This is a genomic window from Candidatus Omnitrophota bacterium (assembly GCA_030688425.1).
Classification (GTDB): domain Bacteria; phylum Omnitrophota; class Gorgyraeia; order Zapsychrales; family JANLHA01; genus JAUYIB01.
Genome location: JAUYIB010000012.1, coordinates 520,659 through 535,856 on the forward strand (window position 1 = coordinate 520,659; position 15,198 = coordinate 535,856).

Sequence of the window (15,198 nt, forward strand, 5' to 3'; positions counted from 1 at the left end):
TCCCCCTATCTAGGCCTGCACCACTTCAACAAACTCCGCCACAACGTGAAATTCGTCTTCACGAACATTCTCCAGAACAATATCCTTAAACGCCTTATTGTCTGGGGAAAGAACAATCCGCTTATGCCGCCACCGGCCTTCGCCCAAATCTTCCTTATCGCTGTGATACCGTTTGATAGTGTAATTCCCCTGCGTTTCTGGATCGGATATCCTTCGCGATTCAACCAAGACAACCTTTCCATTTCGTGATCCGCCTTGATCAGGCCTGAACAAACACCAGCTGCCCTCTTTAATCGTAGGTTCCATTGATTTTCCAACAACTTTGGCGATAAACATATCCGCGTTTAACTTGAAGACTCCATCCAACGGCTTCCAACCGATCACCTCCGGCTTACGCTGTTCAACAAACGATGTTGCTACTGCCTGCAGATCATAAATGGGCAAATAGCCCTTCTCAACCGTTGCCTCCGGAACCACATCGCTGAAGAATAGATCCAATTTCTCTGCCACTTCCTCAGATTCCGGCCAATCTTTGCAAAGCATCTTGGCTTGCTCAAGAACAGTCTCGGTAGCTCTCTTTTCCATATCCGGCGGATAACCATATTTGCGCAGTACCCGCTTGACCATAACCCGCAGCTTGGCCTGAATACTTTCCTTGATCGTCCAGTCAATGGAACGATTGCGCCGGATGGTTTCCACCAGTTCATGCGCGATGGTCCGCAGGATCTCATCTCCCAACACCTTAACAGCACTGTCATTCACCTCCAGCGCGTCATAAAAAGCCACCTCATCTTCTGTTAAACCCATCTTCTCGCCACGCTGATTGGCCTCGCGCATCTTCCTGGCCAACTCGATCAACTCCTCGATGACCTGCACTGCTTCGATCGCCTTATTCTGATATTGCTTGATCGATTTATCCAACATCTCCGCAAACGAACGACCCTGGATCAGATTCTTCCGGGCCCGAACTTTGATCTCATCGTTCAACAACTTCTTAAGTAGCTCAACCGCCAAATTCTTATACGGCATATTCTTAACATCCGCCAGGAATTCATCGGAAAGAATCGAGATGTCCGGCTTATCCAACCCGGCTGTCTTGAAAATATCGATCACCTGATCTGAGCTGATCGCCTGCGACACCAACTGTTTCACCGCCGAATCAAGCTCTTCTTCGGTGCGCTTGCTATCATCCCCATCAAATTTAGCCAGACACGCCCGCACTGCCTGAAAGAACCCTACATCATCCCGAATTTCCAACGCCTTTTTATGCGGCACCGCCAGCGCAAACGCTTGAGACAACTCCGTCACATATTTGAGACACCTCTCTTTACCATCCTCCTGCTCTAAAATATGTTCCTGGGCCAAAGCCAGCATCGACATTTTATCTTTCGTTCCGCTAACAAAAAACGGCTTAAAATCAAACCCGTGAAACAACCCTGATACGATCTCATACTTCTCCCGCATCACCGCGACCGCATCTTCCTGATTCAAGGTCGGCTTACCCTTGCCGCCGCTTTGTGTATATTCTCTTAACGCTTCCCTGAGTTCAGCAGCGATCCCCAGATAATCGACAACAAGCCCGCCCGGTTTATTCTTAAAGACCCGGTTCACCCGCGCGATCGCCTGCATCAGCCCATGCCCGCGCATGGGCTTGTCCAGATACATCGTATGCATGCACGGCACATCAAATCCGGTCAGCCACATATCCCGCACAATAACCAGCCTCAAAGGATCGACCGCGTCCCTCATCCGGGTGCCGATCTCTCTGCGCCTTTCTTTATTACGGATATGCTCCTGCCACTCGGGGCCATCATCGGCTGAACCGGTCATAATAACTTTGATAATGCCCTTATCATCGTCTTTGTCATACCATTGGGGCTTAAGCTTGACAATGGCATCATGCAACTCAACCGCGATCCGCCGGCTCATGCACACAACCATCGCCTTGCCGTCCATCACCTCAAGGCGTTTCTCAAAATGCTCCACAATATCCCGGGCCACCTGGTTGATCCGCTTTTCTGCGCCGACAATGGCCTCCATCCGCGCCCATTTGCTCTTGAGCAATTCCTTTTTAGAGATCTCCTCACCTTCGGTAACATCCTCAAAGTCAGGATCAAGTCTCACCTTGTCCTGTTCTTTAAGCTCAAGTTTGGCCAGGCGGCTCTCATAATAAATGCGCACCGTGGCGCCGTCCTTGACCGCCTGCTCAATATCATAAATATCGATCTCATCTCCGAAGACCGCGCGCGTATCCCGGTCCTGCTTGGAAATGGGTGTACCGGTAAATCCGATGTAAGACGCGTTAGGCAACGCATCGCGCATATGCCGGGCAAAACCGTCAATAAAATCGTACTGACTGCGATGGGCTTCATCAGCGATCACAATAATGTTGTGACGGTCCGAGAGAAGCGGAAACTTATCGCCCTTTTCTTCGGGGAGAAACTTCTGGATTGTCGTAAACACAACGCCGCCGGAGGCCACCTGGAGCATCTCTTTAAGTTTCTTTCGCGCCTCTACCTTGACTGGCTCCTGCCTGATGAGTTCCTGACAACGGCTGAAGGTGCCGAAAAGCTGATCGTCCAGATCATTGCGGTCGGTGATCACAACTACAGTCGGATTCTCCAACTCTTTGGAAAGCACCAGCTTTCCCGCGTAGAAAACCATGCTTAAACTCTTTCCCGATCCTTGTGTGTGCCACACTACGCCGCAGCGATGGTCTCCCTTAACATCCGCCGCTTCAATCGTCGATTCTACGGCCTTATTAACAGCATGATATTGATGGTAGGCCGCCGCTTTCTTTAATAAGGCATGCTGTTCCTGTTCAAAAACAATGAAGTTTCTGATTAAATCCAGGAGGACATTGGGATTGAGCATCCCCCGGATGAGCACTTCGATTTGAGGAACAGCCGTGGGCGCCTGCTCAATGCCATCGATGGTCTTCCAGGGCAGGAATCTTTCCCAATCCGAAGTGATTGTTCCGGCCTTAGCTTCGATGCCGTCACTGGCGACTAAAATCTCATTAAAGTGGAAAAGGGAAGGGATTTCGGCTTTGTAGGTTTGAAACTGCTTATACGCGCCTAAGGTTGTGGCATTCTCATCGGCGATATTCTTTAATTCAAGGATAACCAAAGGCAGGCCGTTAATAAAGAGGACAATATCGGGGCGGCGGTTATGCCCGCCTGCCGGCGAGGCAGGGTTATTTTCAATCACCGTAAACTGATTAACCGCCAGAAATTCGTTATTCGAAGGATCCGCAAAGTCAACCAACCAAACCTTGTCACCGACAATCCGATCATCTTTCCTGAATTCAACATCAACCCCATCCACCAGAAACTTATGAAACCGCCGGTTATTGGCCACCAAATCCGGACTCTCATTACGCAGAATTTGCTTAATGGCTTCTTCTTTGGTTTCGGCAGGGATCTTCGGATTAAACTTATCAATCGCGCTTCGCAGGCGATTCACCAAAACAACATCCGCGTAACTGGAGCGTTCAGGGTGCTCACCGTCAGGCGCAATCTCGGGGCCAAAGACCGCTTCGTATCCCAGATCGGTGAGGAGGTCGAGAGCGACCTGCTCTATTTCAGATTCTGTCAATGCTTTGCTCAATGTTGTTTTCCTTCTTTACTGTCTTTTACTTTCCTCTTTCGGGCCGCGACTTTCTTTGCGTCTTCGGTCTGAACTTGTAAGCATTCCTTATAAGTTGCCGACTCCTTGAGTTCTCCTTACGCATATACTTTTCAAGTGCATCCTGATATTCTGAGGGCTCTCAACCGCAGAATGCACCGGGCCGGGGAACTTGCCCTGAGCTGTCTCCTTTATTGCCGTCTATTCCTTCTCGTCAATTTTCTGGCCAGTTTACTTTATCTTCTGAGAGTAACGGATGAAAAATAGTCCAGAATTTTGCATGTGTGACTGTATAGCCAGGGGCTTTCTCTAAAGCTTCATTCAGTAACTGTATTGCATCTTCCCTTCTGTGTTCTTTTAGAGCTAATGCAGACTCCCAAAATTTTAGGCAATAGTAGTCCTTATTGATTTCTTTGACGTGCTCAAATTCGATTTTAGCATCCTCAACCCTCCCCATTTGTGCGAGTAAACCTCCCTTTAAACACCGAGCATGAAGTGCTTTTGGGTCCGATTGAATCGTCGATTCTAAGCCCTCCATAATCTGTTGTGCATCGCTATGAAGCCTTCCACTTTCAATCAAGTTTCTCGCTTGTATATAACCATTGTAAGAAGCGGAATATCCCGGGTTGTTTTTGTTCTGAGCGCACCATATTTTTGCGTTTTCAACCTCCAATGGTTTAATCTTTACATCAGCCAGCTTGCTAATGGTGCGAGTAATTCTTGCAAAAACCCTTAAATCCTTTTCTTCGCTTAACACATCGCAAATATCCCTTATTACTGTTTTCGTCTCTATCCGAGAAAGAGTATTTACTGCAGCCTCTTTGAACCTGCCCAAGTGCATCTCGTATAATATTTCCTCAACGGAGTATCCTGGGTCTTTTAACGATAAACTGTCTCCTAATACTGAATAGGCTATTTGACTTCTATCTTGGTCATAATAAAGTTCCAAATCCTTAATTGCCACTTCTGCGTATTCTTTCCATTCGCCCTCATTTGATACAATTTCTAAAAGCGCCTCATACGATTCAATATCCCCTGTTTTGGCTTTTAAATTTAATTGCTGGATATTAAGAGATCGTTCCAGCTTTTCTTGGGACAGGATCAAAGAATCTTGCTTTTCTGTAATATTTTTATTCATTATAGAAATTAAACCATCCATATCGTCAATTCTTCTCCCCATTGGCTTGAACTTATTCTCAACGTATTCATCCATTTTGCTTTTAATTGCTCTATCTGCCGCCTCTTTCAATGACGGTTCATTCATTCGCTCAACAACAAAATCCTCAGTCCATTGCTTAATAAGTGACGGCGCCACTAGCCAAGTAAATATTGCTACTAAAAATGCAAGTATCCCTCCAACATTTGCCCAAAATCGTAGTGGGGCTGTTTTCTCTGACAATTCTCGCTTTATTTCCTGACTCAACGTAGACCGCACATTGTCCATAACAAAATTTACTTTCCCATTAATATAAGACTCCATTTCCATCGATAGCGTTTTATCTTTTCGGCTGGACTTTCCTCGTCGGGCATGGCTTTTCGAAGAAAGATCACTGGGGTGGTCTGTATTTTCTTTCTCATTTTCCATTAATTGTCTCCAGACAATGATGACAACAACACTCGAAAAGGTGCTGTTTTTTCTTCTTTCTGTATCCAGAATCCGAGGGAGCAATCTTCTAATTAAAAGTTAATCCCCATCGCCCCCCGACATCAGTTTTGGCAAAAGAATCTCGTGGATTACCAATACAACATTGCCAGCATTAATTATCCCGAATGCTAATATAAGCTTCGTCTACTTTTTGATCGTAAGGAACATTAATAGTTACTGTCTTATTGTCTTTAGTTTTTGCCTCGATACACAAAAAACGCGGCGGAGCCGCAAAATCATCTCCACATATTTGTTCAATCAACTCCTTGCCATTATTAAAATCTAACGGCAATTCCCCGCCATCAACTAACGGGAGCTTAATGATTAAATTCTTCACACTAACGCCTCCTCAATATTTGCTAAATAGTTCTTATCTTCTCACCCATCAGCCTCGGCAAAAGGGAATCGCGAATTTTATGCCGGAAAAGTCTCTACAGGGACCCTTTCATTGGTAATTGCTTGCAGAAAGCCTCTACCAGCTGGTGTAATCTCGACGTTCCCATTACCCTGATGAATTGTAATAAGAAAGTTATCTTTTAAATAAGCCAGATACCGTTCATAAGGATATTGCTTTAAAGATTGATTTCGAGCAATACCAGCCTCATAAAATACCTTCAATTGGTCCTTATGAATCGGCGCGGCTGAATTAGCCAGAAATTGGAGCATCTCAACTTGGCTGCGGTAGACCGTCAAGTAAAGGAATTTGTGAAAATAGAAAGTGAGCCCTTGAAGTATAGTATCTTTCTCTTGTTGAATCTTGCCAAATTCAATTCGCATTTGTTCCGCCTGCTCTTTGGTAAGATGGAGCCCCTCCGTATCCTGTTGAGTGTCAATTGTAGAAGATCCAATGCCGACCTTTTTTGTTCGCTTAATAAAATCACCAAAATTCGTAATAACCCACTTTAGTTCTGTATTGAATATAAGAATAAGAAACATTATTACCATCCAAGGAATAATGACCTTGGAAACTTCTGCAACATCAGCACCGCTATCGGGGAAATAAATTACTAATAAATAGGGTGCTGCTAATACAACAATTAAAATAAGCAATACAAAGAATCCTAAAAGATTTACCAACCACTGTTGTTTCATTGTTTAGCCTCCAACTCTTATCTTCCCCGACATTAGTTTTGGCAAAAGGGGATCGTTTGCAAGGCAGAACGAAAAAGGATGAATTAAGAACCTTCCTGCCCCTTCGCTTTCGCCGTCTTTATAGATGATACAAAGATTGCCGATAGCTCATCGGCTTCTTTCTAATGCCGCTCAATTTCTCTGCAGGCACCAATCTCCCCTCCTCCAACAACTCAATCCAGTAAATTGTTTCCTCCAGTTCCTGCAGGCAGATGCCGAGTTTTGAAATAAACTCTTGCGGGGATCTGGCGCGGTGGCCTTCCCGATAATTTGCGCCGACCGATGTCCCTGATCATAAAAGCTGCCTGCCAATAACCTTAACCAATGAATGTTTAGGCAATTCAAGTGTTATCTTGATGACCTGCAAAGCAAATTCTTTTGTCCGCTTTCGCAAATCAAATGTTTTTTCAGCCGATTCCAATTTTTCCTTTTCCATCATTTCGCCTTCTTCATTCATACTTCTTAATTTACTCTTATCTTCCCTGACATTAGCTTTGGCAAAAGGGAATCTCAGATCACCCTTTAGGCCGCACGAACACTACAACTTTTAAACCATTGGCTTCCCTTGAAAGGTCTTTCTCCAGAGTCGCAGGATTTCCAATTCGCCCCTCAGGATCATACACGAAACAAATCAATGACTTACAATTTGGATGCTCCTTATACCGATCAATATCAATAATTAATTGATCTCCTATCTCTTTTACACCTAACCCTTGCCTTGTCTTTTTTAATTCGATTACAATATCTTCACCTTTTAACAAAAAGTCCATCTTTGAACATTTGCCTGCATAACTTGGCGTCCATTCTTCTGCTCGAATATCGTCAAAGAACATGGTCAATAAAACATGCACCAAGTCTTGAACATCATACTCATCGTTAATTTCAAGAGTCCCTCGCTGCTCATGTCTATTTCTCAGTTGTCGTGCAATCTTATGGAATTTGTCGCAAATAAGATTGATCAAATCTAAAGGATTAGCTTGCTTCTCCTTGGTTTCCTTTACTGCCTTTTTCCCTTTCCAAGGATAAGGGCTACCACATTTGTGACAAAAATCTTGTACGGAAGCAGATCCCAAACCAATTACCCCTGGGATATGATAGTACCCTCTTATATTTTCGTTACAAGATGGACATTCACTTAGAGTCTTAGCCCCACATTTAGAGCACCGCTCTACATAGTTTTCCGGACTTGATTCTAATGATTCTGTTATCTTATGCCCATTTTCACAAACAAGCATCACATCATACCAAGATCCACTTCCTCCAGAGCCTCTGGCATCTCTATAAGACCCCATATTATTCCTTTACCCTTATCTTTCCGCTCATCAACCTTGGCAAAAGGGAATCGCGGATTTGGGTCAGCGCGCGGCTCTCTTCTTCCCTAGATTGAATCATTGCCTGAATTGGAGTGATAATCTCATCGAACAGGGCCATAACCTTATCCGAAGGAATGATTACTTGCATTTTATGAAATTCTGCTTTATTGAGGCAGCCAAACACGGTCCCTTCTGAATTGTAACGATCCCACAAATTATTTTGAGTCAGTAAAAAATAATATAAAAATCCATTAGAATAATGCTTCATTCTCAATGCCGCAACACCTCGCCCGATGGCACATTGTCCCAATGTAATATTAAGAGCCCCGACAGGAGCACGGACGCTAATGAGTACATCTCCTGCCTCGGCAATTCTTGTAGGCGCCGTACAATAAACTCTTGTGGAAGGATACCGGAATCCAAAATCACGATTGCCTTGGTAGAAAGCGATGCCGTCTCCGGATTCATTATAAGTCTCTCCCGGTGGTGATTGGCCCATAATGATCTCACAAGTATCAACTAAATTTCCCTCACGCCACCCCTCCGGCAAGCCGTTCACGAATTTGGTCTTTTCATGCCCCGGGAACTTAAAATCCACAAACCACTGCTTAAAAATCGCCTGGGCGATGGATTCGAGGGTTTTGTTCATTTGATGATTAAGCTCGATCTTGGCATCCAGATCGGAAAGGACTTTGGCAATGACGCGCTGCTCTGACAAGGGGGGCAATAGAACCTGTAAACTATAAAATGATTCCCTTGTGGTTGACGGAATTGCTGAACCCGTATCAAGACTATTTATGTCTTGTTTTAAAAGCTCATAATAAGCAAACCTTAAATCCAAATTATCCTGTTTTGGCTTAAGATAAAATGCAGTGTCAATTACAAAAAATGGTCCTTTTGAATAGTGGACGCCTCGGTATGCGCCTTTTCGTCCAATAATGACTCCCGGACTACCCGATAGACATTGATCACAATAGCCGATTTGACCATTGGTGCCATACACCGGATACTTCCCGACTTGCGAATAATTTCTCAATCCCTTCCCATATTCTAAAGTGGCAAGATCACCCCACTGGAGGCTTCTCCACCCCTCAGGAATTTCGCCATTTCTTACTTTTTTAGCACCAGTTGCTGTCATTCTAAGTTCTCTTTTTCCTCAATTATTAACCTCAAATTTGAAACCCGCCCTATATAACGCCTTAATTCCTCACAAAAAGAGTTATCCGCAACTTCCTTTAACCTCCGGCGCGCCTCTTGATTGAACCTATAGCAAACTAACGCGAAAGATTCGATGTCTTTAACTTCCTGCCATACCAGATTGCCCATCTGAATAAAGGCCTTATCGCCAATCTGTGCATAAAGCCAACTCCCGTAATGCGCTTTGGCTAACAGGATTTCCTCCTCTAATAATTTTGCCAAATCCAATGCCGGATCCTTGGGTAAACCCCTTAAATCACTGCTTATCCTTGTCCTTAAAATCACTTCTGCAGCTTCCTTAGGGCCGACAACCAGAATAAACCTCTCCAAGTCAATATTCTGATCCTGCCATTGGCTAGCCGTCACAATCAAATAGGGGGCGCCTTTTTCGACAATCCCGCAACCCCGGATAATTTTATACATCTTATGCCCTCTCTACCGGCCCACCACAATCGGGGCATCGAACAGGCCTACTGGATAATTTTCTCGCCTCCGCTTCGCCTGGCTCGAGAATCTCAATCGCAAATTTACAGCCACACCGCCTGCACTTAAATTGCGCTTTTTTCATGCTCATCTCCCCTCGATGGCATCGCAAACTTTTTCCCACATATATTCAATAAATTCCTGTTGGTTAAGACCCTGGGTATCGTTGGTTGGCCGAGAGAATGAGCTGAAATCATTCATTTTCAATACGACACATTCCTTATCCTTATCCCATTCAAAGTCTGCGAATGCGTTATATCCTGAAGTCATGTGCATTTCGCCGTGGGCATAACTAAAACTCAAGCCGTGATCTCGATGAAAACCACCCACTTGCACATTTATTGCGTAAACCGGCTTGCCATTAACCACAAATCTTAAGCATTGCTTGCCTTCTCTTTGAAAAGAACTGAAGGATATGTCTGAACTTGCACAACGCTTTTCTATTTCTTGAGCTAAATAATCGACCCAAGCGTGAGATGCTTTATAGGGATCAAACGATTTTGACACCTTGGGACGGCGGTATGGGGGAGACTGCTCCTTTGCCTGAGGGCTGGCGCTTTGCCCAAGCTTCTTAACAATCAAGTCGCTCAACTGTTCTGGCGTGTTTTTACGAAGATCTATATAACCAACCGTAGGCAGTAATCCGGGAATATCTGTGTCATCGAACCGTACAGGGAGAATATAACCCTGATCGCCCAATGCCCTGGCCAATGCGCTTTGTTTTTCATGCCTGGGCCAAGCCTTCTCGGCATAATGCCTTGAAATGAACATGACACAATACTTAGCTTCCTTGCTGTAGATCCCAGCAAAGTGCTCGACCAAATCTTTGCCCCATATGTTGACTTCCTCAAACTCATCATAAAAAACCCTGATGCTCTTGGATCGAAGATATTCGGCAACCCGATCAACATAAGACCGATCTTCACCGGCAAAGCTTAACGCGACATCATATTGATAACTCATGCTTCCCTTCCTTCGTCGGATGGGTGTGTCGCTTTATAACACTCTTCGCAAACATCCAAAATAATCAGCGTGTCGCCTGCTGAAAAACCTTTGGGCGGTTTTCCGGTCCTCCCACCGACCATCTTCTTAATCTTCTCAACTTCTTTCTGGCATAATGCGCATTTGTACATCGGGGACCCCTAAAACGGAAACCCTATCTTCTTAAGGTTAACTTTAATCTCGGACTCTATCTGTGTGGACCGGTCAAACTGGCCCTTCAGCTCCGAGGTTAATCTTTTCATCTTCTGTTCAAACACTTCGCCATCCTCCTCCACATCTTCAGTCCCAACGTATCGTCCAGGGGTTAAGATATGCCCATGCTTGCGAATGTCCTCTATCGCGGCTTCTTTGCAGAATCCTTTCACGTCCTTGTACTTGCCGGCGTCTTTTTCTCCGCGCCAGGCGTGGTATGTTTTTGCGATTTTCTGGATTTCTTCTTTGGTCAGCTCGCGGTGGCGACGATCGACCATCTCCCCCATATTGCGGGCATCGATAAACAGAGTTTTCCCCCGCCTATCTCGGAATTTATGGTTTTTCTTGTCCCGCGCGATAAACCAAAGGCAAACGGGGATCATTGTGTTATAAAAAAGCTGGGACGGCAGTGCCACCATGCAATCGACAAGGTCGGCTTCGATGATATTCTTGCGTATCTCCCCCTCTCCCGAGGTGTTCGATGACATGGAGCCGTTGGCTAAAACAAATCCCGCGACACCTGCGGGGGCCAAATGATAAATAAAGTGCTGAACCCAGGCAAAGTTGGCATTGCCGACCGGGGGCGTTCCATATTTCCAGCGGGGGTCATTGCGCAGGAGCTCCCCCCGCCAATCGCTGTCGTTAAACGGGGGGTTGGCCATAACAAAACCCGCTTTCAAATCCTTGTGGGCGTCTTTTAGGAAACTCCCTTCATTGTTCCACTGAATATTGGCGTCAATGGCACGGATAGCGAGATTCATTTTGGCTAAACGCCAGGTGGTCTGGTTGGATTCCTGGCCATAAATGGAGATATCACCTTTCCGGCCGTCATGCGCTTCCACAAACTTCTCACTCTGCACAAACATCCCGCCCGACCCGCAGCAGGGATCAAATACGCGCCCTTTATAGGGCTCGAGCATTTCAACAAGAAGCCTGACAATACACCCCGCCGTATAAAACTGCCCGCCGCTTTTTCCTTCGGCATCGGCGAATTGTCCAAGAAAATATTCGTACACCCGGCCCAAGAGATCTTTGCTCCGGTTTTCTTTGTCCCCGAGGCCGATGGTGCCGACCAAATCAATCAACTCCCCGAGGCGCTGCTTATCTAAAGCCGGGCGTGCGTAATTCTTGGAGAGAACGCCTTTGAGCGAGGGATTGTCCCGTTCAATGGCATCCATTGCGTCATCGATCAATTTGCCGATGGTGGGTTGTTTGGCGTTCTTTTGGAGATACGCCCATCGCGCTTCGGGCGGGACCCAAAACACATTCCGCGACCGATATTCATCAATATCTTCGGGATCGGCAAGCTTGTCATCTTGGAGTTCATCAAAAACTTCCGTAAACACATCAGAAATATACTTTAAGAATATAAGTCCCAAAACAACATGCTTATACTCAGCGGCGTCCATGTTATTGCGCATCTTGTCTGCCGCTTTCCAAAGCTTTGAGGCAAAACTTAAATCACCGTTACCGTTACCTGCCATAAGAGCTCCTTTTACTAAAAAACTCAATAAGTTAAGCCAATTCAAGCATTTTTATACGGACCATAAACACCAAACCCCCAGACAGTCCTTCCGGACGACCTGGGGGTTATGGGGGTTAATTCGGAGAAAGCATAGCCGTTATTTTAACTCGTTCCCCGATCTTGCGCAACTGTTGATTTCCTGCCTTTGTGGTAATCGGGAAGCTTGCCGTAGGTATTTTACCCCACTTCGCAACGCCAACTTGAGAACCATTTGGCGCTCGTGGGGCAAGGCCCCCTTTTCGCACCGCCAATTTCATGGGACCATTGGCACTCGTGGGGCAAGGCCCTTCTCCCGCCGGATGTAAATATAAAATTTCAGCCCTGTTCCCCTGATTCGTACCACAAATTTGAGCGGCAATTGACGCTTGTGGGGTCTACGGCTTGAGCTCCATAACATACCTCACCATCAACCAATAATGGCAAAAACTTCCGGCGGCGACGAAGAGGTGCCAGATGTCGTGGGAGCCGAAGGATGGGGAGAAATCCAGGAACTTCATGTTGAGTACGGCGGCGCCGAAGGTGTAGAAGATACCTCCCCACACTAACCAGGCCACGCCTTCGGCAGGGAGCGCGCGGGTCAGGGGGCCCCAGGCGATGGCAACAAGCCAGCCCATCAGGATGTAGAAGACAAACAAAAGGACCGTGATGGCTCGCGCGGGGCGGCGGATGGCGAGCTTAAGCGTGATGCCGGCCGCGGCCAGGCCCCAGTTGACCCCGAAGAGACTCCACCCCCAGCCCCCTTTCAGGACGACTAAGCAGATGGGCGTGTAGGTGCCGGCGATCAGGAAATAGATCATGGCGTGGTCCCATTGTTCGAGGGTGCGGTTTGTGGCGCCGAGGGTGTGGTAGGCCGCGCTCACCGACCAGAGCGCGGTCAGACTGGTGCCGTAGATGGCAAAGGACACGATGTGATAGACAGACGCATGAGCGGACGCGAGGCAGACCAGGACAATGAGCCCGGCCAGGGACAGCGCGGCGCAAAGGATGTTGAGGGCACTGCGGAACGGGTAACGCAAGATGGGCCGGGGCATGGGGGTATTTTAACAGAAGAAGGGCTTGGGAATGGCAATGATATTAGGGCCACGCCGGGCTTGACAGGATTACGAAGGGAATGTTATGCTCTTTGTGAGCGGTAAGTCCGGTTTGGGTTGTTTGAGGTGTTCCCTTCCATCTGGTTGGCCATAGCCTCAACACAAAAAACTCAAAAGGCACGCTAAAATTTGGCACTGATTCAAAGGTTCCGCCTCGATGACAAGGGCCCATGGGGCCCTCCCGAACAGGGTAGTCGAGGCGGTCGCTTTTTTAAGACAAATACCCAATCCCCTTCTTCGGCTTTTCCTCCACCGCCATCAGTTGGCGGATGGCTTCAAAGATCGCGGCGATCTGCTCGTTATGCACCCCGACTTTACGCTCCAATTCCTTAAATTGGGCGGCCAACTCTTTGTGGGTGGACAGAACCTCGCGTAATTTCACAAACGCCCGCATGATGGCGATGTTGACCTGAACAGCCCGCTCGCTATTGAGCACGCTGGAAAGCATCGCTATGCCTTGTTCGGTGAAAGCGTACGGTAGATATTTAATATTGGCCCCCGATTCCAAGATCACATTTTGTGATCTTGGAATTTGGCTTTTACCAAGATTACCAATACCCCTTTCCCCCACAATTCTTATTTCTTCCCATGTCAATTGAAACATAAAGTCCTCGGGGAATCGTTTTATGTTACGCTTAACAGCTTGAATAAGCACCCGTACTTCTACCCCATAAAGCTCTGCTAAATGCGGGCTTAGCATTACCTTCTGCCCACGGATTATGAATATTCTTTGTTCAATACCTACCACTGCAACAACTTTCCCCTTCATACCGCCTCCCTTGGAAACAGATTGGTTTTTGCCTTGGGGTGTGAAAACAGGGGCGCTGCTAAGGGGAACTGCATATCAGACTTTTAGGGGGAATTCAGAGGGGATACTGCTTCAGGGGGATAACTAATAATTAGTTTAGCTTGGCAACAGCGCTTGCGCAACTGTTGATTGACTGCCTGTTCAAGGTCACAATCTGTGACCTTAAAGCCTGCCTACCCCAGCAGGTTCAATATCACCTTGATCATCGAGTCCTTTTCCGATGGCTTGCTGGCCGCGACCATGAGGGTCAGGGCGACCAGAGCGATGTCTTCCATTCTGCGCCTGCCCTGCCGGTCTGTCAGGATGCCGTTTTTCTGCAGAAAACAGATGAACAGGGCCGCCGCAATGCGTTTGTTGCCGTCAACAAAGCTGTGGTTCTTGGTCACAAAATACAGCAGATGGGCCGCCTTTTCTTCAACAGTGGGATAAACATCCCTGCGGTTGAAAGTCTGATAGATCGCCATCAGGGAACTTTTAAAACCCTGATCTTTCTCCCGGCCGAACAACGCGGAGCTTGGGAACTTGCGCCGCATCGCTTCGATGATATTCTGGGCTTCCTCATACGTGAGCGCGAACTTGAGTTTCTTGGTTCCGGCCGGGACAACCAGCCGTTCACGGTCATAATTGTCCAGAATATCAAGTGCCCGGCTGTACTCCGCGATGACCTGAATAAGGCCCTTGGTCTCATCGGGAACGGCATCCAGGGCCATCACGTTCCCCAACAGACGGATCGAGTCCTGAAGTTCCCGGTATTTGTATTCGGCGAGTTTCAGGCGCTTCTCATTGAGGGTATAGCCGTCAACCAGATGTTTGCGCAGAACCCGTGTCGCCCAGATGCGGAATTGGGTCGCTTGAGAAGAATTAACCCTGTATCCAACTGATATAATCGCATCAAGGTTGTAAAATCTGGTCTTGTACGTCTTCCCGTCAGCAGCAGTATGTTCCAAAATGGAACATACTGAAAGTTTCTTTAATTCCTTCTCTCTGAATATGTTAGATAAATGTTTCGTAATCGCTGGCCGCCTTGTTCCAAACAGCTCCGCAATCTGTTCTTGCGTCAGCCACACGGTCTCCTTTTCCAGCCGCACTTCGACTTTGTTATTGTAAACAACGACTTGCCCCTGGGATGGATTTTGTGGTCTCATACCGCCTCCTCTGGATAGATATTGATCGAGAATTGGGGT

The 15,198-nt window shown here is 46.8% G+C and carries 12 protein-coding genes and 2 pseudogenes; all 14 read right to left on the reverse strand.

Annotated features, from left to right (window positions below; translation table 11 throughout):
- Positions 1-9 precede the first annotated feature (9 nt).
- The gene (locus Q8Q08_03600) at positions 10-543 is read right to left on the reverse strand and encodes a S24 family peptidase (GenBank protein MDP2653099.1); all 534 of its coding nucleotides are present in this window, start codon (positions 541-543) and stop codon (positions 10-12) included.
- Positions 526-3,609: pseudogene (locus tag Q8Q08_03605) on the reverse strand (type I restriction endonuclease subunit R). The gene Q8Q08_03600 and the pseudogene Q8Q08_03605 overlap by 18 nt, the downstream one beginning before the upstream one ends.
- Positions 3,610-3,841: 232 nt before the next feature.
- The gene (locus Q8Q08_03610) at positions 3,842-5,212 is read right to left on the reverse strand and encodes a hypothetical protein (GenBank protein ID MDP2653100.1); all 1,371 of its coding nucleotides are present in this window, start codon (positions 5,210-5,212) and stop codon (positions 3,842-3,844) included.
- 172 nt (positions 5,213-5,384) lie between these two features.
- Complete coding sequence (locus Q8Q08_03615) at positions 5,385-5,609, reverse strand: hypothetical protein (protein MDP2653101.1); 225 nt, start codon at positions 5,607-5,609, stop codon at positions 5,385-5,387.
- A gap of 77 nt (positions 5,610-5,686) precedes the next feature.
- Positions 5,687-6,364, reverse strand: coding sequence for a hypothetical protein (locus Q8Q08_03620; protein MDP2653102.1), 678 nt, complete (start codon positions 6,362-6,364; stop codon positions 5,687-5,689).
- Between the two features lie 83 nt (positions 6,365-6,447).
- Positions 6,448-6,842 (reverse strand): annotated as a pseudogene (locus tag Q8Q08_03625) (four helix bundle protein).
- A 76-nt stretch (positions 6,843-6,918) separates the two neighbouring features.
- Complete coding sequence (locus Q8Q08_03630) at positions 6,919-7,695, reverse strand: DUF2321 domain-containing protein (GenBank protein MDP2653103.1); 777 nt, start codon at positions 7,693-7,695, stop codon at positions 6,919-6,921.
- A gap of 1 nt (position 7,696) precedes the next feature.
- On the reverse strand, positions 7,697-8,854 hold the full coding sequence (locus Q8Q08_03635; GenBank protein ID MDP2653104.1) for a restriction endonuclease subunit S: 1,158 nt from the start codon (positions 8,852-8,854) through the stop codon (positions 7,697-7,699).
- On the reverse strand, positions 8,851-9,336 hold the full coding sequence (locus tag Q8Q08_03640; GenBank protein ID MDP2653105.1) for a hypothetical protein: 486 nt from the start codon (positions 9,334-9,336) through the stop codon (positions 8,851-8,853). The genes Q8Q08_03635 and Q8Q08_03640 overlap by 4 nt, the downstream gene beginning before the upstream one ends.
- Before the next feature lie 147 nt (positions 9,337-9,483).
- Positions 9,484-10,359: a TIR domain-containing protein gene (locus Q8Q08_03645; protein MDP2653106.1), complete on the reverse strand. Its 876-nt coding sequence runs from the start codon at positions 10,357-10,359 to the stop codon at positions 9,484-9,486.
- A 179-nt stretch (positions 10,360-10,538) separates the two neighbouring features.
- A complete protein-coding gene (locus tag Q8Q08_03650; GenBank protein MDP2653107.1) occupies positions 10,539-12,074 on the reverse strand; it encodes a class I SAM-dependent DNA methyltransferase in 1,536 nt (511 codons plus the stop codon).
- A 415-nt stretch (positions 12,075-12,489) separates the two neighbouring features.
- Positions 12,490-13,146, reverse strand: coding sequence for a hemolysin III family protein (locus Q8Q08_03655; GenBank protein MDP2653108.1), 657 nt, complete (start codon positions 13,144-13,146; stop codon positions 12,490-12,492).
- A gap of 271 nt (positions 13,147-13,417) precedes the next feature.
- Positions 13,418-13,975, reverse strand: coding sequence for an ORF6N domain-containing protein (locus tag Q8Q08_03660; GenBank protein MDP2653109.1), 558 nt, complete (start codon positions 13,973-13,975; stop codon positions 13,418-13,420).
- A gap of 212 nt (positions 13,976-14,187) precedes the next feature.
- Positions 14,188-15,159 carry a virulence protein RhuM/Fic/DOC family protein gene (locus tag Q8Q08_03665; GenBank protein MDP2653110.1) on the reverse strand — a complete coding sequence of 324 codons (972 nt, stop codon included), beginning with the start codon at positions 15,157-15,159 and terminating at the stop codon, positions 14,188-14,190.
- Positions 15,160-15,198 lie beyond the last annotated feature (39 nt).